Below are 21,283 nucleotides of genomic sequence, written 5' to 3'. Positions count from 1 at the left end.
TGCTCCGCACTGAGGTGGATCACGCGGAGTCCGGCCACCCGAGCACCTGGAGAGCCAGGCAGGCGGATGCACCAGGATGGTGCCTGCGCGAAATCAGGCCACCGGCAGGCGCAGGCGCACTTCCACACCGCCGTCGAGGTTGCAGACCTGCAGGCTGCCGCCGTGCAGCTGCGCCACTTCCTGGACGAAATTGAGCCCCAGGCCGGTGCTCTTGCGGCCGCTGCCGGGGCGCGGCAGGGAATAGAAGCGCTCGGTGAGGCGCGGCAGGGCGTAGTCGGGAATGGCCTCGCCCTGGTTGTACAGCCGCAGGTCCAGCTCATGGCCGTCGCGGCTCGCGGCGATGCGGATCAGGCCGCCCGCCGGGGTGAAGTCCAGGGCGTTGTCCAGCAGGTTGGCCAGCGCCTGGCGCAGCAGGAAGCGTTCGCCCGATGCCTCGAGACCGATGTTCACCGCATTCTCGATGCGGAGTCCGGCGGCCTCGATGCGTGCCGCCTGGGCCTGCAACAGGTCTTCCACCAGGGGCGCCAGCGGCACCGGCACGCGCTCTTCCAGCCCTTGGCGCTGCTCGACCTGGGCGAGGTACAGCAGCCGCTCGATCAGGTGCTGCAGGCGCGCGCTCTCGCCGCTGATATTGGCCACGAAGCGCTGGCGCTGCGCCGGGGGCATCTCGCCCTCCAGCAGCTCGGCCGCACCCCGGATCGCTGCCAGCGGGCTCTTCAGCTCATGGGTCAGGGTGTGCACGTAGCGCTCGACGTAGGCCTTGCCTTCCAGCTCGGTGCGCATGCGCTCCACGGCTCGGGCCAGTTGCGCCAGCTCGCCACCGCGCAGGGTGGGTAACTCGGCGCGCTGGCCTTCGCTCACGGCCTGGGCATAGCGGGTGAGGCGCCGCAGGGAGCCGCTGAGCCACCAGGACAGCAGCCCGCCGATCAGCAGGCCGAGCCCGATGAGCCCGGCACCGAGCCAGGCCAGGCGCATCTGCGAGCGGTAGATGTAGGGCTGCAGCGAGCGGTTGGGCTTGGCCACCGAGACCACACCGATGATCCGACCGTTGTCGCGGATCGGCGCCGCCACGTACATCACCGAGGAGTCCGGGTCGCTGGGGTCTTCACGGGTGGAGCGGGCGCCGTACTGGCCGCGCAGGGTCAGCAGCACGTCGTTCCAGCCGGAGTAGTCCTGGCCCACGGCCAGGCCGCTGGAGTCCAGCAGCACCTTGCCGGTGCCGTCGGTGACGTAGATGCGGTGGTTCACCTCGGTCTTGCGCACGCCCCAGATCTCGGCGCCGGGCTGGCGCTTGCCATAGGCCTTGAGCAGCTCGGGCAGATTGCTCTGGCCCAGGGTGCCGTCGCGCACCGGATCGCGGAGGATCTCGGCCAGCAGGTTGGCGGTGTCCACCAGGGTCTCTTCGGTGGACTGGCGCACGCCGGGGCGGATCTCGTCCATCACCGTGCTCAGCACGAAGTAGCCGGCCAGGCCGACGAAGAGGAAGTACACCAGGAAGATGCGGACGCCGAGCGGCATGGCGGGGCTCCGGTCAGGCGTTGGGGTCGTAGCTGTAGCCGAGCCCGCGATGGGTCTGGATCGGCTCGGCCTCGGCGTTCACCTGGCGCAGCTTGGCGCGCAGGCTCTTGATGTGGCTGTCGATGCTGCGCTCGTAGCCGGCATCGCTGGCGACGCCCACCGAATCCAGCAACTGCTCGCGGCTGAACACCCGCTCGGGCTGGGCCAGCAGCGTCTGCAGCAGGCGGAATTCGTGGCGGGTGAGGCTGAGCAACTGGCCCAGGTAATGAATGCGCACACGCTCCGCATCCACCACGAAGGCGCCTTCGGCCGCCGGGGCGGGCACGCTGGCCCGCGCGGCCTCCCGGGGCGCGGTGCGCTTGAGGATGGCGCGCACCCGAGCGGCCACCTCGCGGGGGCTGAAGGGCTTGACCACGTAGTCGTCGGCACCGATTTCCAGACCCACCACGCGGTCGATCTCGGCATCCCGGGCGGTAAGGAAGATCACCGGCACCTCGGAGAAGCGCCGCAGGCGCTTGCAGGCTTCGAAGCCGCTGATATCGGGCAGGCCGACATCGAGGATGACCAGGTCGAACGGGTCACGGGCCAGCAGTTCCAGCGCCTCGCTGGCCAGGCTCAGCCAGGTGACCTCGAAACCGTCAGCCTGCAGGGCATAGACCAGGGTGTCGGCGATGGCCGCTTCGTCTTCGACAATCAGGATAGTGGGCATGGCGTCCGTGCAGGCGGGGAAATAGCCGGCACGGTGCCGCAGGCCTCGGGCGGCGTCAATCCCGCCGAGGCCGTCACCTCAGCCGGCGCGGCTCAGCACTGGGGCTTGCCGGCGGTGAACTTGCGCCCGGGGTAGATGGCGGCGCGGAACTCGCGCAGGGCCTTGGCGCCGATCAGCAGCGGGTAGTTGAAGCTGCTGCGGTCGGTGAGGTTGACCTCGACGGTGCGCTTGGTGTCGCCCAGGCACATCTCCATCTCGATCACCGGGCGCTTGGTCGGGTCGGCCTTCTCGCCTTCGTCGTCCTCTTCGTCGCCGGCCTCCTCGGCGCGCGTCTTGATCTTGCTGATGCGCGCCAGGCGGTGCTCGTAGAGGGTGTCGTCGGCGTCCTTGGTGGCCAGGCGGAAGCGCACCCAGTCGTCACCGTCACGCTTGAAGCGCTCGATGTCCTTGGCCGACAGCGAGGCAGTCAGGGCGCCGGTGTCCATCTTGGCCTTGAGGGTCTGGCCGATCTCCGGCAGGCGGATGTACTCGTAGCGACCATAGAGCTCGGGGTCCTCGGCGGCGAAGGCCGGCAGGGCGACCAGGGTCAGCAGGGCTAGGAAGCGTTTCAACGGGTTCTCCTCGGGATCAGGGTGCAGGGAGTAGGACTGGATGGCCGGCCATTCGTTCGCGTCACTTCGCCTTGGCGGGTGGCAGGCGTTCGCCACCCCAAAGGGCGTCGAGGTTACGGAAGCCCCAGTCTTCCGGGGCTTCGCGGCCGATGATGCGGTCGCGGCCGTCGAGGGCGGCGAGGTCGATCACCTCTTGGGGAATCGGCACCTTCGAGCGGGCCGAGAAGAACACCTTGACCCGCGGCAGCAGCAACGAGCGGGCGTTCTGGTCGATCACCACGCCGAGACGGCCGCTTTCCAGGCGCACCAGGGAGCCAGTGGGGTAGATGCCGACGGTCTTGACGAAGGCCTGGAACACCTGGGGATCGAAGTGCCCCTTGGTCCACTCGGCCATCTTGTGCAGGGCCTCGGCCGGCGCCCAGCCCTTCTTGTAGGGGCGGTCGGAGGTGATGGCGTCGTACACGTCGCAGACCGCGCCCATGCGCGCCAGCAAGCTGATCTGCTCGCCGCCGAGGCGGTGCGGGTAGCCGCTGCCGTCGAATTTCTCGTGGTGGTGCAGGCAGACATCCAGCACCAATGCGCTGACCTGACGGCTGTCGATAAGCATGCGCGCGCCAGCCTCCGGGTGGTGGCGCACCGTGGCGAACTCGGCGTCGGTGAGGGCGCCGGGCTTGTTCAGCAACTCCAGCGGCACGGCCATCTTGCCGATGTCGTGGAGCAGGCCGGCCAGGCCCGCCTCGCGCACCAGGGCTTCGCTGAGCTGCAGTTGGCGCGCCAGGGCGATCATCAGCGCGCAGACGGCCACCGAGTGCATGTAGGTGTATTCGTCGGAACGCTTGAGCCGCGCCAGGCTGATCAACGCATTGGGGTGGCGCAGTACCGAGTTGGTGATGGATTCCACCAGCTCGGCGGCGTGGCCCAGTTCGATGGCGTGGCCGAGGCGGGCGTCGCTGAACATCTCCATCACCGCCTCGCGGGAGCGGGCACAGAGCTGCACCGCGCGGGACAGTTCTTCCTCCATGCTCGCCGGGCTGACCACCACCGGCGGCGCCTTGGCGGCTTCCAGCAGGCGCGCTTCGGCTTCCTGCTGCACCTGCTCGGCGGTGCTGCCGCCATTGGCGGAGCCCGAATCGATGTCCAGGCCTTTGGACGCGTCTATCCACACCTCGGTGACGGCACTGTCGAGGATGCGGGCGAGGTCCTTTTCGGATTTCAGCAGGAAGCTGCTCTTCCAGAAGGGGTGGTCCATCCATGAACCGCATAATTCCTGGACGTACATGCCCAGGCGCAGGTCGGACACGGCGATCTTCTTGAGCACGATAACTACTCGATGGACATACGCGAATGCAGCTCCATCATGCCTGATGGCCAGCTGCCAGGACAGCTACCCGCGATGGACTTTCGCACCCCGTCACGTCTTGGCAAGCGAAGCCCACTGCGTATCATGGCAACGCCACCCACAGGCCAAGGAGCCAAGGACCTATGCGGGCGCTGCTGACCGGTATCACCACCATCCTGCTCATCCTGATCAACACCCTGGTGCTGATCGGCCCCATGCTGCTGATCGCGCTGCTGAAACTGATCCTGCCCGGGCAGGCCCTCAAGGACGCCTGCTCCCGCGCGGTGATGTGGATCGCCGAAGCCTGGGCCGAGAACGACAAGCGCATCTTCGCCCTGCTCACCCCCACCGTCTGGGACATCCGCGGCGGCGACGGCCTGCGCAGCGATACCTCCTACTTGGTGGTGTCCAACCACCAGTCCTGGGTGGACATCCCCGCCCTGGTGCAGGCCTTCAACCGCAAGACGCCCTACTTCAAGTTCTTCCTCAAGAAGGAGCTGATCTGGGTGCCCTTCATCGGCCTGGCCTTCTGGGCGCTGGATTACCCCTTCATGAAGCGCTACTCCAAGGCCTTCCTCGACAAGCACCCGGAGATGAGGGGCAAGGACCTGGAGATCACCAAGGCCGCCTGCGAGAAGTTCAAGCGCTTGCCGGTGACGGTGGTGAACTACCTCGAAGGCACGCGCTTCACCCCGGCCAAGCAGGCGCAGCAGGGCTCGCCCTACCGCCACCTGCTCAAGCCCAAGGCCGGCGGCGTGGCCTTCGTGCTCGCCGCCCTGGGCGAGCAGCTCGACGCCATGCTCGACGTCACCCTGATCTACCCCGGCAAGCAGGTGCCCGGTTTCTGGGCGCTGGTGTCCGGCCAGGTGCCGACGGTCATCGTCGACATCCAGACCCGCGACATCGACCCCTCGCTGTGGCAGGGCGACTACGAGAACGACCCGCAATTCCGCCAGCACATCCAGGACTGGGTGACCCGCCTCTGGGCCGAGAAGGACGCACGCATCGAGCAGCTGCGCGCCGAACTGCAGGGCTGAATCAGCCCGCCTCCGCGCCCTCCACCCTCTTCCGCAGCATTTTCCGACGAAACGGCACAGCCCCCTTGAGCACTGGCTCAGGGGGCTGCGATGCCCTGCGCGACGGGGTGTGGGAATTGGCCGAAAAGACGCTTGCCGTGTTTATATTGAACGCTCGATCAATTTAAAAGGAACCTCGACGCCCTCTTCCGTTTCTCATCAGGCGCGTGCCTGAACCTGCGTCAAAGGAGTATTTCTTGTCGACCCCCTCCCCCTTCCGCCAAGAGGCCGCCCGATCATGAGCGTGCCCAATCCCCCCGGCAGCCTGCCGCTGCGCATGAACACGCCCGTCCTGCTGGGATCGGCGGGCTTCGTCCTGATCTTCGGCCTGGTGGTCGCGATCTTCACCGAGCAGGCCGGCGCCTGGTTGCTGCAGGCCCAGGCCTGGGCCGCCAACAGCGTGGGCTGGTACTACCTGCTGGCCATGACCCTGTACCTGGTGTTCGTGGTGGTCACCGCGCTGTCCGGCTACGGCAAGATCAAGCTCGGCGCCGACCACGACGAGCCGGAATTCAGCTACCTGTCCTGGGCCGGCATGCTGTTCGCCGCCGGCATCAGCATCACCCTGTTCTTCTTCTGCGTCTCCGAGCCGCTGACCCACCTGCTGCAGCCGCCCCAGGGCGAAGCCGGCGGGCCCGAGGCGGCGCGCCAGGCGATGCAGCTGCTGTTCCTGCACTGGGGCCTGCACGGCTGGGGCGTGTTCGCCCTGGTAGCCATGGCCCTGGCCTATTTCGCCTACCGCCACAACCTGCCGCTGGCCCTGCGCTCGGCGCTCTACCCGCTGATCGGCAAGCGCATAAACGGCCCCATCGGCTACACGGTAGACGCCTTCGGCATCATCGCCACGGTGTTCGGCCTGGGGGCGGACATGGGCTTCGGCGTGCTGCACCTGAACGCCGGCCTCGACTACCTGTTCGGCATCCCCCACAACCAGTGGGTGCAGGTGCTGCTGATCGCCCTGATGATGGGCGCGGCGGTGCTGGTGGCGGTGAGCGGCGTGGAAAAGGGCGTGCGGGTGATGTCCGACGTCAACATGCTGCTGGCCTGCTCGCTGTTGCTGTTCGTGCTCTTCGCCGGGCCCACCCAGCACCTGCTGAACATGCTGGTGCAGAACGTCGGCGACTACCTCAGCGCCGTGCCGGCCAAGAGTTTCGACCTCTACGCGTGGAACAGCCCCTCCGGCTGGCTGGGCGACTGGACGGTGTTCTACTGGGCCTGGTGGATCGCCTGGGCGCCCTTCGTCGGCCTGTTCATCGCGCGCATCTCGCGTGGGCGCACCATCCGCGAATTCGTTTTCGGCGTGCTGTTCATCCCCCTCGGCTTCACCCTGGCGTGGATGTCGATCTTCGGCAACAGCGCCCTGGAGCTGGTGCTCAACCACGGCATGACCGAACTGGCGGTCGGCGCCATCGAAGACCCGTCGATGGTCATCTACCGCCTGCTGGAAACCTACCCCTGGAGCCGCACGGTGATCGCCGTGACGGTGTTCGTCAGCTTCGTGTTCTTCGTCACCTCTGCCGACTCCGGCACCGTGGTGCTGTCGACCCTCTCCGCGCGCGGCGGCGAGGAAGGCGAGGACGGGCCCAAGTGGCTGCGGGTGTTCTGGGGCGCGATGACCGCGCTGATCACCAGCGGGCTGCTGTTCGCCGGCAGCATCGACGCGCTGAAGTCGGCGGTGGTGCTCACCTCCCTGCCCTTCTCGCTGATCCTGCTGCTGATGATGTGGGGCCTGCACAAGGCCTTCTACCTGGAATCCCAGCGCCAGCGCGCGCGCCTGCATTCCCTGGCGCCACTGGACCAGCGGCCACGCAAGGGCGGCTGGCGCCAGCGCCTCAGCCAGGCCGTGCACTTCCCCTCGCGGGACGAGGTGTACCGCTTCATGGAGCAGGAGGTGCGCCCGGCCATGGAGGCGGTGGCGGAGCAGTTCCGCGAGAAGTCGCTGCGGGTGGAAACCGAGCTGGACCCGGCCAATGCCAGCCTCAGCCTGGAAGTGGGCCACGGCGAGGAGTCGCCCTTCCTCTACCGGGTGGTGATGCGCGGCTACTTCACGCCCTCCTTCGCCGTCGCCGGCCTGGACGCACGCAACCTGCGCAACCGCCGCTACTACCGTGCCGAGGTGCACCTGGCCGAAGGCAGCCAGGACTACGACCTGGTGGGCTACAGCCGCGAGCAGATCATCAACGACATGCTCGACCAGTACGAACGGCACCTGCAGTTCCTGCACCTGGTGCGCTAGCTAGGGAGGCCGGGCTACGGAGCAGTCCGTAGGATGGGTAGAGCCCCGCGAAACCCATCGCTCCGAGGTGATGGGTTTCGCTTCGCTCTACCCATCCTACGTCCTACAGCAAGCTCCGGGCCGTAGTACGACGGGTGAAACCCGACATGCCTTCCCCCATAAAAAAGAGGAGCCCAAGGGCTCCTCGAAACAGGTACCGCAACGTAGCAGACGCGGTACCGGGGGTTTGCGGGTGGGTCAGGCGGCGCTGAACAGCTTGTGCGGGTCGATGACGAATTTCTTCGGCACGCCGGCGTCGAACTCGCCGTAGCCACGGGGCGCGTCGTCCAGGCTGATGACCTGCACGCCGACCACTTCGGCAATGTTGATGCGGTCCCACATGATGGCCTGCATGAGCTGGCGGTTGTATTTCATCACCGGGGTCTGGCCAGTGTGGAAGCTGTGGGACTTGGCCCAGCCGAGGCCGAAGCGGATGCTCAGGCTGCCGATCTTGGCCGCCGCGTCCACCGCGCCCGGGTCTTCGGTGACGTAGAGGCCGGGGATGCCGATCTTGCCGGCGACCCTCACCACCCCCATCAGCGAGTTGAGCACCGTGGCCGGCGCTTCGTGCTGGGCACCGGCATGGCCGTGGCCGCGCGCTTCGAAGCCCACGGCGTCGACGGCGCAGTCCACTTCCGGCTCGCCCAGCAGGGCGGCGATCTGCTCGTGCAGCGGGGTGTCCTTGGACAGGTCGGCGATCTCGAAGCCCTGGGCCTTGGCATGGGCCAGGCGCACCGGGTTGACGTCGCCGACTATCACCACCGCGGCGCCCAACAAGCGCGCGGAGGCGGCAGCGGCGAGGCCGACGGGACCGGCACCGGCGATGTAGACAGTGGAGCCCGGGCCGACGCCGGCGGTGACCGCGCCGTGGTAGCCGGTGGGCAGGATGTCGGAAAGGCAGGTCAGGTCGCGGATCTTCTCCATGGCCTTGTCGCGGTCCGGCAGCTTCAGCAGGTTGAAGTCGGCGTAGGGCACCAGCACGTACTCGGCCTGGCCGCCGGTCCAGTCGCCCATGTCGACATAGCCGTAGGCGCCGCCGGCACGGGCAGGGTTGACGGTGAGGCAGACGCCGGTGTGCTGTTCCTTGCAGGAACGGCAGCGGCCACAGGCGACGTTGAAGGGCACGGAAACCAGGTCACCGATCTTCAGGTTCTCGACGTCGCTGCCCTTCTCGATCACCTCGCCGGTGATCTCGTGGCCGAGCACCAGGCCGACCTGGGCGGTGGTACGGCCGCGCACCATGTGCTGGTCCGAGCCGCAGATGTTGGTGGATACCACGCGCAGGATGACCCCGTGCTCGATCTTGCGACCGCGCGGGTCCTGCATCTTGGGATAGTCGATCTTCTGCACCTCGACCTTGCCCGCGCCGAGATAAACAACACCACGATTACCAGACATGCATGAATCTCCTTTGTTGTTGTGGATACAAAGGCGCGGCCTGGGGCCACGCGGCCTTGTACTGGAGCGTGTGTCTGTTGCCGGAGCCGCCGGGTGGAACTGGCAGGGCGGCTGCCGAAAGCTGTAGCCGGACCTCAGTCCGGGGTCTGGCACGCTCCCGGGCTGGAGCCCGGGCTACGTCTGTTCAGGTCAGAGCACCACGGTGCGGTTGGCGTTGAGGAACACCCGGCGCTCGATGTGCAGGCCCACGGCCTTGGCCAGGGTCAGGCATTCGATGTCACGGCCCTTGGCGATCAGGTCCTCGGGGTAGTGGGCGTGGTCCACCGGCTCCACGCCCTGGGCGATGATCGGCCCCTCGTCGAGGTCGTTGTTGATGTAGTGGGCGGTGGCCCCCACCAGCTTGACGCCCTTCTGGTACGCCTGGTGGTAGGGCTTGGCGCCCTTGAAGCCGGGCAGCAGCGAGTGGTGGATGTTGATCGCCCAGCCGTCCAGGCGCCGGCACAGCTCGGGGGACAGCACCTGCATGTAGCGGGCGAGCACCACCAGTTCGGCGCCGGTGTCCTCGATCACCTGCAACACGCGCCGCTCCTGGGCGGGCTTGTCGTTGGGGTCGAGGGGGAAGTGGTGATAGGGAATCCCGTGCCAGCGGGCCAGGGGCTCCAGGTCCGGGTGGTTGGAGACCACCGCGACCACGTCCATGGCCAGTTGGCCGATGCGCTGGCGGTAGAGCAGGTCGTTGAGGCAGTGGTCGGCCTTGCTGACCATCAGCACCACCTTGGCGCGGTAGCTGGGCGGGGTCAGCTCGATCTGCATGTCGAAGGGCGCCACACGCTCGGCCAGGGCGGCGCGGAAGGCCTGCTCCTCGAAGCCGTCGGGCTGGCGGAATTCGATGCGGATGAAGAAGCGCGCGGAGAGCCGGTCGTCGAAGGAGTGGTGCTCGGTGACGTAGCAGCGCTGCTCGTAGAGGAAGCGCGTCACCGCGTCCACGGTGCCCAGCACGCTGGGGCAATGGGCGGTGAGGATCCAGGTATCGGGGGTGCGGCTCATGTCGATCTCCTCGGGTACGGCGGCAGGTTGGTACGGGCCACGTTGGGCCTCGCTGCGCTCGGCACCAACCTACGGATGCAGGCGCAAGGTGGATGACGCTTCACCCACCCTGGCTGTCCTGCGGTGGACGAAAAGAGCGTCGTCCACCCTACCTCTCAAGCCTTGATCGCCAGCCCGTACTCGGCGCTGGCGTCCTGCAGCCAGAGCCAGAAGTAGTCGGAGAAGCTGCGGCGGATCAGCAGTTCCCAGGTGTCCTCGCCGGTGTGGCGGATCACCAGTTGCGACTTGGCGAAGGTGGTACCCACCGCCTTGCCCACCGGGAAGTTGCTCGGGTGCAGGTCATAGGGCGTGGACTTCATCAGCATCTCGCGCACCTTCGGCCCGCTCAGCTCCAGCAGCGTCTGCCCGCCGCTGACGTTGATCACCGCGTGGTGCAGCCCTTCCAGGGCGGCGCGCAGGCGCTGCTCGGCAGCGAACTCCTCGCCACGGGGCAGGATCAGCAGCCACTCGTCCGGCGACAGCCACTGCAGCGAGGTCTCGCCGCTGGCCACCAGGGTCAGCGCCACCGGCAGCTCCAGGCCCAGGGCCTTGTGCACGCCGCCGGCGAAGGCCGGGTCGCGGGCATCGCCACGCAGCACCAGGTGGCCCAGCAGCTGCTTCTCGCGCAGGGTCACGCCGGCGGCGCCGGATTTGCCCAGGGCGCCCTTGCCGGCCAGCTCGTCGAGCCCGGCGTGGAACAGCGGCGACTCGCCGGCCAGTTCATCCGGACGCTGCTTGTACACGTTCACTGCGCTCATTTCTCACCTGCCTGGTGCACGCCGGCACCGTCGAATTCCATGCTCTTGGCCCGTTGCTCACACATTCTGGCGTTCCCCTTTCGGGTCGTAGAACACCGAGCTGACGATCTCCGCCTCGATCACGCTGCCGTCCGCCAGCGGGGCGAAGACCTTCTCGCCCATGCGCTTGAGACCGCCGCGTACCACGGCGAGGGCGAAGGAATAGCCCATGGCCGCGCTCATGTAGCTGGAGGTGACGTGGCCGACCATGGTCATGGGGATCGACTGCTTCGGGTCGAACACCAGCTGCGAGCCTTCCGGCAGCACCTTGTTCGGGTCCAGGGGCTTGAGGCCCACCAGCTGCTTGCGGTCTTCGCGCACGCAGTCCTCGCGGTTCATGCCGCGCCAGCCGATCCAGGAGAAGGGCTTGTTGCGGCCGACGGCCCAGCCCATGTCGAGGTCGTCCGGGGTGACCGAGCCGTCGGTGTCCTGGCCGACGATGATGAAACCCTTCTCGGCCCGCAGCACGTGCATGGTCTCGGTGCCGTAGGGGGTCAGGTTGTATTGCTTGCCGGCCGCGATGAGCTTTTCCCAGACGCCGGCGGCGTAGTCGGCCTGGACGTTGATCTCGTAGGACAGCTCGCCGGTGAAGGAGATGCGGAACACCCGCGCCGGCACGCCGCCGACCAGGCCTTCCTTCCAGCTCATGAAGGGGAAGGCGTCCTTGTCCAGGTCGATGTCGGTGACCTCGGCCAGCAGCTTGCGGCTGTTGGGGCCGGACAGGGTCATGGTGGCCCAGTGGTCGGTGACCGAGGTGAAGTACACCTTGAGCTCCGGCCATTCGGTCTGGTGGTAGATCTCCAGCCACTCGAAGATGCGCGCGGCGCCGCCGGTGGTGGTGGTCATCAGGAAGTGATTGTCGGCGAGGCAGGCGGTCACGCCGTCGTCCATCACCATGCCGTCTTCCTTGCACATCAGGCCGTAGCGGGCCTTGCCCACGTCCAGCTTGGTCCAGGCGTTGGTGTAGACGCGGTTGAGGAACTCGCGGGCGTCCGGGCCCTGGATGTCGATCTTGCCCAGGGTGGAAGCATCGAGGATGCCCACGCTGTCACGCACGGCCTTGCATTCGCGGGCCACGGCGGCGTGCAGGTCCTCGCCGTTCTTCGGGAAGTACCAGGGGCGCTTCCACTGGCCGACGTCCTCGAACTCGGCGCCATTGGCCAGGTGCCAGCGCTGCATGGCGGTGTAGCGCTTGGGCTCGAACAGGTGCCCGCAGTGGCGACCGGCGACGGCGCCGAAGGCCACGGGGGTGTAGTTCGGGCGGAACATGGTGGTGCCCATTTCCGGGATGCTGATGCCCAGCGAACGGGCGGCGATGGCCAGGCCGTTGATGTTGCCCAGCTTGCCCTGGTCGGTGCCGAAGCCCAGCGCGGTGTAGCGTTTGACGTGCTCGACCGACTCGAAGCCCTCGCGGGTGGCCAGCTCGATGCCGGCGGAGGTGACGTCGTTCTGCAGGTCGACGAACTGCTTCGGCGCACGGGCGGTGGATTTGTCGTGGGGCACCTGGAACAGCGCCAGGGTGGCTTCCTCATGGCGCTTCTCGGCCTTCGGCAGGCTGCCGCTGACTTCCTTGAAGCCCGCTTCGGCAGCGGCCTTGGCACCGGCCTCGAAGCCGTCGGCCAGGGTGTCGCCGAGGGCGAACACGCCATTGACGGCGCCGGCGCAGATACGTTTCTGGAAGCCGCCCTCGCCCGGGACGAAGGCCAGGATGTCTTCACGCCAGGTGGGCTTGCCACCCAGGTGCGAGGCCAGGTGCACCACCGGGCTGTAGCCGCCGGAGGTGGCGATCAGGTCGCAGTCCACCACTTCACCGGGGCTGGTGACCTTGTGCGCACGGGTGTCGATGGCGCAGATGCGCGCACCGCTGACGCGCTTGCCGCCACGGGCCTCGACCACGGCGCTGCCGGTGAGGATGCGCACGCCACGGGCACGGGCCTCATCGACCCAGGCGCCGCGCGGGTTGCTGCGGGCGTCGGCCACGGCCACCACCTTCTGCCCGGCGTCGAGCCAGTCCAGTACCAGGCGGTAGGCGTAGTCGTTGTTGGTGGACAGCACCAGCTCCTTGCCGGGTGCCACGCCGTAGCGGCGCACGTAGGTGGAGACGGCGCCGGCGAGCATGTTGCCCGGCACGTCGTTGTTGGCGTACACCAGCGGGCGCTCGTGGGCGCCGGCGGCCAGCACCACGCGCTTGGCACGGACGCGGTGCACGCGATGGCGGGCCTGGCCCATGGGCGCGGTCTCGCCGAGGTGGTCGGTGAGGCGCTGGTGGATGGTGAGGAAGTTGTGGTCGTGGTAGCCGTTGACCGTGGCGCGGGGCAGCAGGGTCACTTCCGGCAGTTTTTCCAGCTCGGCGATGACTTGGGCCACCCACTCGGCGGCGGGCTTGCCGTCCAGGGTCTCGCGGGTATCCAGCAGGCTGCCGCCGAACTCTTCCTGTTCATCGGCGAGGATCACCCGCGCGCCACTGCGGCCGGCGGCCAGGGCGGCCGCGAGGCCGGCGGGGCCGGCGCCCACCACCAGCACGTCGCAGTGCTGGTTCATGTGGTCGTAGATGTCCGGATCGTTCTCGGTCGGCGCGCGGCCGAGGCCGGCGGCCTTGCGGATGTACTTCTCGTAGGTCAGCCAGAGGTTCTGCGGGTACATGAAGGTCTTGTAGTAGAACCCGGGCGGCATCATCTGCCCGCCGACCTTGCCGAGGATGCCCATCAGGTCGGTGTTGACGCTCGGCCAGCCGTTGGTGCTGCCGGCCACCAGCCCGGCGTAGAGCGCCTGCTGGGTGGCGCGCACGTTGGGCACCTGGGTGGCGGGGCTGGAGCCGATCTGCAGGATGGCGTTGGGCTCTTCGGCACCGGCGGCGACGATGCCGCGGGGGCGGGAATACTTGAAGCTGCGGCCGACGATGTCGACGCCGTTGGCCAGCAGCGCGGCGGCCAGGCTGTCGCCGGCGTAGCCCTGGTAGCGCTGCCCGTTGAAGGTGAAGGTCAGGGGCTGGGCGCGGTCGATGCGGCCACCCTTGGAAAGACGGTTGGGCTGGCTCATGCCGTTACTCCTTGGTCCACGGCTTTCTTCTCCTGGGGCCCGGCTTCGGTGACGGCGGGGCGTTCACCGACCTTGTAGGTCTCGAGGATTTCGTAGGTCACGGTGTGGCGGGTGACGTTGAAGTACTTGCGGCAGCCGGCCGCGTGCACCCACAGCTCGTGGTGGATGCCGCGCGGGTTGTCGCGGAAGAAGATGTAGTCGCCCCACTCCTCGTCGGTGCAGGCGTTGGGGTCCAGCGGGCGCGGGATGTGCGCCTGGCCCTTGGCGTGGAATTCCTCTTCGGAGCGCAACTCGCCACAGTGGGGGCAGAAGATGTGCAGCATGGCGGGTCTCCTTAGTGAGCCACGGCAGCGGCGCCGTGCTCGTCGATCAGTGCGCCGTTGTGGAAACGTTCGATGGAGAAGGGCTTGGCCAGCGGGTGCATCTCGCCCTTGGCCAGGCTCGCCGCGAACACGTGGCCGGAACCGGGGGTGGCCTTGAAGCCGCCGGTGCCCCAGCCGCAGTTGAAGAACAGGTTCTGCACCGGCGTCTTGGCGATGATCGGGCAGGCGTCGGGGGTGGTGTCGACGATGCCGCCCCACTGGCGGTTCATGCGCACGCGGGAGAGCACCGGGAACATCTCGACGATGGCCTGCAGGGTGTGCTCGATGGTCGGGTAGGAGCCGCGCTGGCCGTAGCCGTTGTAGCCGTCGATGCCGGCACCGATCACCAGGTCGCCCTTGTCGGACTGGCTGATGTAGCCGTGCACGGCGTTGGACATGATCACGCTGTGGATCACCGGCTTGATCGGCTCGGACACCAGCGCCTGCAGCGGGTGGGATTCCAGCGGCAGGCGGAAGCCGGCGAGCTTGGCCATGTGCCCGGAGTTGCCGGCGGTGACCACGCCGACGCGCTTGGCGCCGATGAAGCCGCGGTTGGTCTCGACGCCGATCACCACGCCATCCTGCTTGCGGAAGCCGATCACTTCGGTGTTCTGCAGCAGGTCGACGCCCAGGGCGTCGGCGGCGCGGGCATAGCCCCAGGCCACGGCATCATGGCGAGCCACGCCGCCGCGACGCTGTACGGTGGAGCCCATGATCGGGTAGCGGGTGTTCTTGCTGCAGTCGAGGTAGGGAATCTCCTCGGCCACCTGCTTGGCGTCGAGCAGTTCGCCGTCGATGCCGTTGAGGCGGTTGGCGCTCACGCGGCGCTCGGAATCACGCAGGTCCTGCAGGGTGTGGCACAGGTTGTAGACGCCACGGGCGGAGTACATGACGTTGTAGTTGAGGTCCTGGGAGAGGTTTTCCCAGAGCTTCATCGCATGCTCGTAGAGGTGCGCCGACTCGTCCCACAGGTAGTTGGAGCGGACGATGGTGGTGTTGCGCGCGGTGTTGCCGCCACCCAGCCAGCCCTTCTCCACTACGGCGACGTTCTTCACGCCGAACTCCTTGGCCAGGTAGTAGGCCGTGGCCAGCCCGTGGCCGCCGCCGCCGACCACGATCACGTCGTAGACCGGCTTGGGCGTGGGGTTGCGCCACATGCGCTGCCAGTTCTCGTGGTGGCTGAGGGAGTGCTTGAACAGGCCGAAGCCGGAATAACGTTGCATGCGCGTGCTCCTGGATCAGCGGTACACGGGGAAATCGGCGCAGAGGGCCGCGACCTGTTTGGCCACCTGGGCCTCGACGTCGGCATCACCGAGGTGGTCGAGGATGTCGCAGATCCAGCCGGCCAGCTCGATGCTCTGCGGCTCCTTGAAGCCACGGGTGGTGATGGCCGGGGTGCCGATGCGCACGCCGGAGGTGACGAAGGGCGATTGCGGGTCGTTGGGCACGGCGTTCTTGTTCACGGTGATGCCGGCGCGGCCGAGGGCGGCGTCGGCGTCCTTGCCGGTCAGGCCCTGCTTGATCAGCGAGAGCAGGAACAGGTGGTTGTCGGTGCCGCCGGAGACCACGTCGAAGCCGCGCTCGATGAACACCTTGGCCATGGCCTGGGCGTTCTTGATCACCTGGGCCTGGTAGGTCTTGAAGCCGGGCTCCAGCGCTTCCTTGAAGCACACCGCCTTGCCGGCGATGACGTGCATCAGCGGGCCGCCCTGGGCGCCGGGGAACACGGCGGAGTTGAGCTTCTTCTCGATCTCCTCGTTCTTGCGGGCGAGGATCAGGCCGCCGCGCGGGCCGCGCAGGGTCTTGTGGGTGGTGGTGGTGACCACGTCGGCGTAGGGCAGCGGGCTGGGGTACAGACCGGCAGCGACCAGGCCGGCGACGTGGGCCATGTCGACGAACAGCAGCGCCCCGACCTTGTCGGCGATGGCGCGGAAGCGCGGGAAGTCGAGGGTCTTCGAATAGGCGGAGAAGCCGGCGACGATCATCTTCGGCTTGTGTTCCACGGCCAGGCGCTCGACTTCGTCGTAGTCGATCAGCCCGGTGCGGGTGTCGAGGCCGTACTGCACGGCGTTGTAGAGCTTGCCGGAGGACGACACCTTGGCGCCGTGGGTCAGGTGGCCGCCATGGGCCAGGCTCATGCCGAGGATGGTGTCGCCGGCATTGAGCAGGGCCAGGTAGACGGCGGAGTTGGCGGAAGAGCCGGAGTGCGGCTGGACGTTGGCGTAGTCGGCGCCGAACAGCTCCTTGGCGCGGTCGATGGCCAGCTGCTCGACCTTGTCGACGTATTCGCAGCCACCGTAGTAGCGCTTGCCCGGGTAGCCCTCGGCGTACTTGTTGGTCAGGCCGCTGCCCTGGGCTTCCATCACCCGCTGGCTGGTGTAGTTCTCGGAGGCGATCAGCTCGATGTGGTCTTCCTGGCGCTGTTCTTCTTCCTGCATCGCACTGAAGAGTTCGTCGTCGTAGCCCTGGATCTGGTCGTGCTTGCTGAACATCGCTGATCTCCTGCCGCGCCATCGGTTGGCGCCTGTCGTTGGGTACGGGGGTTTCCCCGTTTGCAGCGATGGTATGACTCGGCCTGCCTTGCCAGATGCCTACGGACGCCACGGGAGAATGCGTTTGCGACATGCAAAGGGTCGCAATCGAACATCCGTGCGGCGGACGCCGATCACCCACAGTTTCCGTGGACCAAGCTGTGGATAAGCTGTACACCCCCGGCTAGCGGCCAGGTGCGTCGGGCCCTGCAGGGAAGTGACGGTTTTTTGAGCGATATCAGTCAGTTAGCAAAAGCGTTACACACAGAAGCTGTGCAACGATCTGTGGACAAGCTGTGAATGGATGCGCCAGGACCAGCAACGGCAGTGCTCCTGGTCGGCTGTACGCGAACCGACCAGCCCGGCACAGGCGGAATTGCCCACAGCGACATGCCTGGACAGGCCTGCTGGCAGTGGATAATTTCGACGCCCCCGCAGCATTCCGCATGCGCCTGGACGAGCGACTCCATGATCACCTGCTACCTGCGCTACATCATCGACCCGTACAAGCTGGCCGAATTCGAGCACTACGGAAAACTCTGGATTCCCCTGGTGGAGAAGTTCGGCGGCACCCACCACGGCTACTTCCTGCCTTCCGAAGGCGCCAACAACGTCGCCCTGGCGATGTTCAGCTTCCCCAGCCTGGCGCTCTACGAGGACTACCGCATCCGCTCCATGGCCGACGCCGAATGCATCGCGGCCTTTGGCTACGCCGAGGAAACCCGCTGCATCCTCAGCTACGAGCGCAGCTTCTTCCGCCCGGTATTCAGCTGATCGCGGCCTCGTTCCCGGGCTGAAGCCCGGGCTACGCCACGCAGCAATCCGCCCACAAAGACCGTGGACCACCCTGTGGATAAGCTGTGCGGCAAACGCGCGGCACCAGGCACGGCGCCGGATGGCGCCGCCTGGCTTTTTTCTGATCAGGCCAGGCGGGCCCGGCAGATCAGTTCAGCTGGGGGAGGCACTGGTTGGTGACGCTCAGCAGCCGCTCGTGGGTGGCTTTCGGCAGGGGCGTCTTCTGGGCTTTCAGCTCGTTCAGCTCGGCCTGGCTGAACTCGGCACCAACCTTGTCGGCCGCACAACCGCAGTACTTCTGCAGCTTGTCCGGGCTGACCTGGGCCTGGGCTCCCGCCGCGCACTCCTTGACGAAGTGGTCGCGTTCGCCCGGTGCCCATTCGGCGGCATTGGCCGACAGGCTGACCAACAGCGGCGCGGCGAGAGCAAGCAGGTAGGGATAGCGCATCGGTGTCACTCCTCATTGATGGCAAGGTCCGTCCCCGTGCAGGCACGGTTATGTTGTGAGCGGCAAAGGCCCCGGTGAGTTCCTCCCAGCGCGGGCACGGCCGCAGCGGGAACAGCGCCTGGTCTAAAAAGGATGTCGCCTGAAGCCATATTCCGTCGTCCATCCTGGCGTAAAGTTAGCTCCCATACGCCCTCCCCGCCCGGGGCATGCGGCGACCGGACCAAGGACCCGAGATGACCGACCAGACCCAGCAATTCGCCAGCGACAACTACTCGGGCATCTGCCCCGAAGTCTGGGCCGCCATGGCCAAGGCCAACCACGGCCACGACCGCGCCTACGGCGACGACCAGTGGACGGCCCGCGCCGCCGACCATTTCCGCCGCCTGTTCGAGACCGACTGCGAAGTGTTCTTCGCCTTCAACGGCACCGCCGCCAACTCCCTGGCCCTGGCCTCGATGTGCCAGAGCTACCACAGCGTGATCTGTTCCGAGACCGCCCACGTCGAGACCGACGAGTGCGGCGCGCCGGAGTTCTTCTCCAACGGGTCCAAGCTGCTGCTGGCCCGCACCGAGCAGGGCAAGATGACCCCGGAGGCGGTCCGCGAGATCGCCCTCAAGCGCCAGGACATCCACTACCCCAAGCCGCGCGTGGTCACCCTCACCCAGGCCACCGAAGTAGGCACTCTCTACCGCCCGGAAGAGATTCGCGCCATCAGCGACGTGTGCAAGGAACTGGGCCTGCGCCTGCACATGGACGGCGCGCGCTTCTCCAATGCCTGCGCCTTCCTCGGCTGCTCCCCGGCGGACCTGACCTGGAAGGCCGGCGTCGATGTGCTGTGCTTCGGCGGCACCAAGAACGGCATGGCGGTGGGCGAGGCCATCCTCTTCTTCAACCATGAACTGGCCGAGGATTTCGACTACCGCTGCAAGCAGGCCGGCCAGCTGGCCTCGAAGATGCGCTTCCTCTCCGCCCCCTGGGTAGGCCTGCTGCAGGACGACGCCTGGCTGCATTACGCCAACCACGCCAACAGCTGCGCCCAGTTGCTGGCCGAGCTGGTGGCGGACGTGCCGGGCGTCAGCCTGATGTTCCCGGTGGAAGCCAACGGCGTGTTCCTGCAGATGTCGGAACCGGCGCTGGACTATCTGCGTGCCCGCAACTGGCGCTTCTACACCTTCATCGGTGCTGGTGGCGCGCGCTTCATGTGCTCCTGGGACACCGAGAAGGAGCGCGTGCGCGAGCTCGCTGCCGATATCCGCGCGGCCATGGCCAATACCTGATCCTCTCCGGCCCGGAATCTCCGGGCCGACGCCCCTCCCCCGGCGGCGCGAACCTCCAGGCACAGCACGGGGGAGATATCCCCCGCTGCGCGCTTATCCTCGATTCCGGTGCATCACCCTGTGGACAAGCTGTAGAGCGACCGCCACGGCCCTGGCGGTACGGCGCCCCTGGGCAATCGCTCACTTCGTGAGCAAATTCAATCAGTTACGTAAATTCGGCACACAGTTTCTGTGCGGCACTCTGTACGCAAGCTGTGGATAGAATGCTGCAGGCCAATAACCACATGACCTGCAGACCATCGCTCGTTTTCTAATCAGCCCTGAAAGCCCCATGTTGCCTGGAGCCGGGTTTCTGCGAGCGGTGCCCAGCAGGCAGTGAGCAGAACAGGTTTTCCCCTGCTGCGGTGGATGCCTCTGTGGACAAGCTGTGCGGCGTTCGCTAAAGGCACCAGCCCGCAAGGCATGCGTGCTTCAGCCTATTTATCGAACGATTTCAGGGGGATGGGAGCAACCTTGTGCACAGCTGCTGTGCAAGGAGCTGTGACCAGCCTGTGCATAACTCCTTGCAGGCCACGGGCTGCGGTGGATACAGGCGTTAGATCAATCCGTAACCAGCACGCCGTGCACCTCGAAGAGTCGCTGCAGCCCTTGCCGGGCGGGGCCTTCATCCAGCTGAACAACCCACAGATTCGCTGTACCAGCCTGTGGACAAGCTGTTCACCGAGCGCCAGGAGCCCCGCAGGGCGGGGCCTGGCGAGGATCGTACGTTTTCTGCTCAGTAGTCGATGGCCACGTCGCCCTTGGGCACGCTGCAGCAGGACAGGATGTAGCCCTCGGCGACGTCTTCGTCGGTGATGCCGCCGTTGTGCTCCATCTCCACCTCACCGGCGGTCTTCATCACCTTGCAGGTGCCGCAGATGCCCATGCCGCAGGCCTTGGGAATATGCAGCCCGAGCTTGGCCGCCGCCGCGTGCACGGTTTCACCGGGCGCCACGCGAATGCTCTTGCCGGTGCTGGTGAAGTCCACCTGATGCAGATCGGCTGCGGGTACGGGCGGCGCGTCCGCTGCTTCGGCCGCCAGCTCCTTCACTTCCTCGCGGATTTCCGGCGGCGTGGGGCCAAAGGCCTCTTCGTGGTAGCGCCGCATGTCGAAGCCGTTGGCTTCCAGCAGTCGCTTGATCGCGCTCATGTAGGGCGTGGGGCCGCAGCAGAAGATCTCGCGCTCCATGAAGTCGGGGGCGATCAGCTGCAGCATCGGCTGGCTGAGGTAGCCGCGGTAGCCGGACCAGGTTTCGCCGATGTCGTATTTCTCGCAGACCAGGTGCAGCTTGAAGTTGTTGATGCGCGAGGCCATGTGGCGCAGCTCGCGGTGGTAGATGATGTCCTTCGGCGTGCGCGCGCTGTGGACGAAGACCATGTCGACGTTGGCACTGGTGTCGAAGAACCAGCGTGCCATGGACATCACCGGGGTGATGCCGACGCCGCCGGACAGGTAGAGCACCTTGTCGGCGGGGAAGTCGATGGCGTTGAACAGGCCCACCGGGCCGTGCACCGGGATGACGTCACCTTCCTTGAGGTTGTCGTGCAGCCAGTTGGAGACCTTGCCGCCCGGCACACGCTTGATGGTGATGGAGAAGCTGTAGGGCACCGAGGGCGAGCTGGAGATGGTGTAGGAGCGCATGATCGGCAGGCCGTCGATCTCCAGCTCCAGGGTCACGAACTGCCCCGGCTTGAAGAAGAACACCATGGGCTGGTCGGCCATGAAGCAGAAGGTGCGCACGTCCCAGGTCTCCTGGACGACCTTTACGCAGCGCACCAGATGACGGCCGTTGGCCCAGGTCTGTGTCGTCACCGGATTCAGGAAGCTGTTGCTGCTCATACGCATCTCCGCGCGGCCGGACGTCGGCCCCATATGAAGCGGATTCTGCGTAAGCGAAAAAACGCCCACTTACCTAGCTGCGACATTCACATGCTCATCGCGACCTGCCAGCAGCACCAAGGGCTGCGGAGTCGGAAACGGAT

Annotated in this window: 17 protein-coding genes; 4 read left to right on the top strand and 13 right to left on the bottom strand. The window is 66.7% G+C overall.

Annotated elements, in window-relative coordinates; genetic code table 11:
* Positions 1-93: 93 nt before the first annotated feature.
* From creC to ACXI0U_RS26440, 4 genes are all read right to left on the bottom strand, one after another.
* On the bottom strand, positions 94-1,518 hold the full coding sequence (gene creC, locus ACXI0U_RS26455) for a two-component system sensor histidine kinase CreC (protein ID WP_184488480.1): 1,425 nt from the start codon (positions 1,516-1,518) through the stop codon (positions 94-96).
* A gap of 13 nt (positions 1,519-1,531) precedes the next feature.
* On the bottom strand, positions 1,532-2,227 hold the full coding sequence (gene creB / locus ACXI0U_RS26450; protein WP_021217053.1) for a two-component system response regulator CreB: 696 nt from the start codon (positions 2,225-2,227) through the stop codon (positions 1,532-1,534).
* Positions 2,228-2,319: 92 nt separating this feature from the next.
* Positions 2,320-2,838, bottom strand: coding sequence for a retropepsin-like aspartic peptidase RloA2 (gene rloA2, locus ACXI0U_RS26445; RefSeq protein WP_479551034.1), 519 nt, complete (start codon positions 2,836-2,838; stop codon positions 2,320-2,322).
* A gap of 61 nt (positions 2,839-2,899) precedes the next feature.
* Positions 2,900-4,156 (bottom strand): HD-GYP domain-containing protein, encoded by a 1,257-nt coding sequence (locus ACXI0U_RS26440; RefSeq protein WP_184488478.1) that lies wholly within the window; start codon positions 4,154-4,156, stop codon positions 2,900-2,902.
* Positions 4,157-4,320: 164 nt separating this feature from the next.
* On the opposite strand from ACXI0U_RS26440, the gene ACXI0U_RS26435 reads away from it, so the two are divergent.
* Together ACXI0U_RS26435 and betT are read left to right on the top strand one after the other, a co-directional pair.
* Positions 4,321-5,214 carry an acyltransferase gene (locus ACXI0U_RS26435; protein WP_479551033.1) on the top strand — a complete coding sequence of 298 codons (894 nt, stop codon included), beginning with the start codon at positions 4,321-4,323 and terminating at the stop codon, positions 5,212-5,214.
* 316 nt (positions 5,215-5,530) lie between these two features.
* Positions 5,531-7,489 (top strand): choline transporter BetT, encoded by a 1,959-nt coding sequence (gene betT / locus ACXI0U_RS26430; RefSeq protein WP_479551117.1) that lies wholly within the window; start codon positions 5,531-5,533, stop codon positions 7,487-7,489.
* Between the two features lie 237 nt (positions 7,490-7,726).
* Here the strand turns inward: betT and fdhA are convergent, their stop codons facing one another.
* The 7 genes from fdhA to glyA all read right to left on the bottom strand — a co-directional run bounded on the left by fdhA (position 7,727) and on the right by glyA (position 16,702).
* Positions 7,727-8,926 carry a formaldehyde dehydrogenase, glutathione-independent gene (gene fdhA / locus ACXI0U_RS26425; protein WP_479551032.1) on the bottom strand — a complete coding sequence of 400 codons (1,200 nt, stop codon included), beginning with the start codon at positions 8,924-8,926 and terminating at the stop codon, positions 7,727-7,729.
* Between the two features lie 189 nt (positions 8,927-9,115).
* Positions 9,116-9,973, bottom strand: coding sequence for a formyltetrahydrofolate deformylase (gene purU / locus ACXI0U_RS26420; RefSeq protein ID WP_263402768.1), 858 nt, complete (start codon positions 9,971-9,973; stop codon positions 9,116-9,118).
* Between the two features lie 155 nt (positions 9,974-10,128).
* Positions 10,129-10,770, bottom strand: a complete 642-nt coding sequence (locus tag ACXI0U_RS26415) for a sarcosine oxidase subunit gamma (protein ID WP_021217046.1) — start codon at positions 10,768-10,770, stop codon at positions 10,129-10,131.
* Between the two features lie 57 nt (positions 10,771-10,827).
* Positions 10,828-13,848: a sarcosine oxidase subunit alpha gene (locus ACXI0U_RS26410; RefSeq protein ID WP_479551031.1), complete on the bottom strand. Its 3,021-nt coding sequence runs from the start codon at positions 13,846-13,848 to the stop codon at positions 10,828-10,830.
* On the bottom strand, positions 13,845-14,171 hold the full coding sequence (locus ACXI0U_RS26405) for a sarcosine oxidase subunit delta (RefSeq protein WP_021217044.1): 327 nt from the start codon (positions 14,169-14,171) through the stop codon (positions 13,845-13,847). Before ACXI0U_RS26405 ends, ACXI0U_RS26410 begins: the two co-directional genes overlap by 4 nt.
* 11 nt (positions 14,172-14,182) lie before the next feature.
* Complete coding sequence (locus ACXI0U_RS26400) at positions 14,183-15,433, bottom strand: sarcosine oxidase subunit beta family protein (RefSeq protein ID WP_184488474.1); 1,251 nt, start codon at positions 15,431-15,433, stop codon at positions 14,183-14,185.
* Positions 15,434-15,448: 15 nt separating this feature from the next.
* Entirely contained in the window at positions 15,449-16,702 is a 1,254-nt protein-coding gene (gene glyA, locus ACXI0U_RS26395; RefSeq protein WP_374979638.1) for a serine hydroxymethyltransferase, read from the bottom strand.
* A gap of 507 nt (positions 16,703-17,209) precedes the next feature.
* Between glyA and ACXI0U_RS26390 the strand changes: the two genes are divergently transcribed.
* Positions 17,210-17,515: an NIPSNAP family protein gene (locus tag ACXI0U_RS26390; protein ID WP_021218145.1), complete on the top strand. Its 306-nt coding sequence runs from the start codon at positions 17,210-17,212 to the stop codon at positions 17,513-17,515.
* 169 nt (positions 17,516-17,684) lie between these two features.
* On the opposite strand, the gene ACXI0U_RS26385 is transcribed toward ACXI0U_RS26390, so the two are convergent.
* Complete coding sequence (locus ACXI0U_RS26385; RefSeq protein WP_021218146.1) at positions 17,685-17,984, bottom strand: hypothetical protein; 300 nt, start codon at positions 17,982-17,984, stop codon at positions 17,685-17,687.
* 233 nt (positions 17,985-18,217) lie between these two features.
* On the opposite strand from ACXI0U_RS26385, the gene ACXI0U_RS26380 reads away from it, so the two are divergent.
* Positions 18,218-19,261 carry a threonine aldolase family protein gene (locus ACXI0U_RS26380; RefSeq protein WP_374979637.1) on the top strand — a complete coding sequence of 348 codons (1,044 nt, stop codon included), beginning with the start codon at positions 18,218-18,220 and terminating at the stop codon, positions 19,259-19,261.
* A gap of 775 nt (positions 19,262-20,036) precedes the next feature.
* Here ACXI0U_RS26380 and gbcB read toward each other — a convergent pair.
* Entirely contained in the window at positions 20,037-21,140 is a 1,104-nt protein-coding gene (gbcB, locus tag ACXI0U_RS26375; protein WP_043240720.1) for a glycine-betaine demethylase subunit GbcB, read from the bottom strand.
* Positions 21,141-21,283: the final 143 nt, after the last annotated feature.

The organism is Pseudomonas sp. C9D1 (genome assembly GCF_056491235.1).
The sequence above is the reverse complement of the archived record's forward strand: the minus strand, read 5'-3'. Positions and strand labels throughout refer to the sequence as shown.

Excerpts from the sequence above, each read along its gene's own strand:
- creC (WP_184488480.1), bottom strand. The coding sequence starts at position 1,518 with ATGCCGCTCGGCGTCCGCATCTTCCTGGTGTACTTCCTCTTCGTCGGC.
- creB (WP_021217053.1), bottom strand. The coding sequence starts at position 2,227 with ATGCCCACTATCCTGATTGTCGAAGACGAAGCGGCCATCGCCGACACC.
- ACXI0U_RS26435 (WP_479551033.1), top strand. The coding sequence starts at position 4,321 with ATGCGGGCGCTGCTGACCGGTATCACCACCATCCTGCTCATCCTGATC.
- betT (WP_479551117.1), top strand. The coding sequence starts at position 5,531 with ATGAACACGCCCGTCCTGCTGGGATCGGCGGGCTTCGTCCTGATCTTC.
- fdhA (WP_479551032.1), bottom strand. The coding sequence starts at position 8,926 with ATGTCTGGTAATCGTGGTGTTGTTTATCTCGGCGCGGGCAAGGTCGAG.
- purU (WP_263402768.1), bottom strand. The coding sequence starts at position 9,973 with ATGAGCCGCACCCCCGATACCTGGATCCTCACCGCCCATTGCCCCAGC.
- ACXI0U_RS26415 (WP_021217046.1), bottom strand. The coding sequence starts at position 10,770 with ATGAGCGCAGTGAACGTGTACAAGCAGCGTCCGGATGAACTGGCCGGC.
- ACXI0U_RS26410 (WP_479551031.1), bottom strand. The coding sequence starts at position 13,848 with ATGAGCCAGCCCAACCGTCTTTCCAAGGGTGGCCGCATCGACCGCGCC.
- ACXI0U_RS26405 (WP_021217044.1), bottom strand. The coding sequence starts at position 14,171 with ATGCTGCACATCTTCTGCCCCCACTGTGGCGAGTTGCGCTCCGAAGAG.
- ACXI0U_RS26400 (WP_184488474.1), bottom strand. The coding sequence starts at position 15,433 with ATGCAACGTTATTCCGGCTTCGGCCTGTTCAAGCACTCCCTCAGCCAC.
- glyA (WP_374979638.1), bottom strand. The coding sequence starts at position 16,702 with ATGTTCAGCAAGCACGACCAGATCCAGGGCTACGACGACGAACTCTTC.
- ACXI0U_RS26390 (WP_021218145.1), top strand. The coding sequence starts at position 17,210 with ATGATCACCTGCTACCTGCGCTACATCATCGACCCGTACAAGCTGGCC.
- ACXI0U_RS26385 (WP_021218146.1), bottom strand. The coding sequence starts at position 17,984 with ATGCGCTATCCCTACCTGCTTGCTCTCGCCGCGCCGCTGTTGGTCAGC.
- ACXI0U_RS26380 (WP_374979637.1), top strand. The coding sequence starts at position 18,218 with ATGACCGACCAGACCCAGCAATTCGCCAGCGACAACTACTCGGGCATC.
- gbcB (WP_043240720.1), bottom strand. The coding sequence starts at position 21,140 with ATGAGCAGCAACAGCTTCCTGAATCCGGTGACGACACAGACCTGGGCC.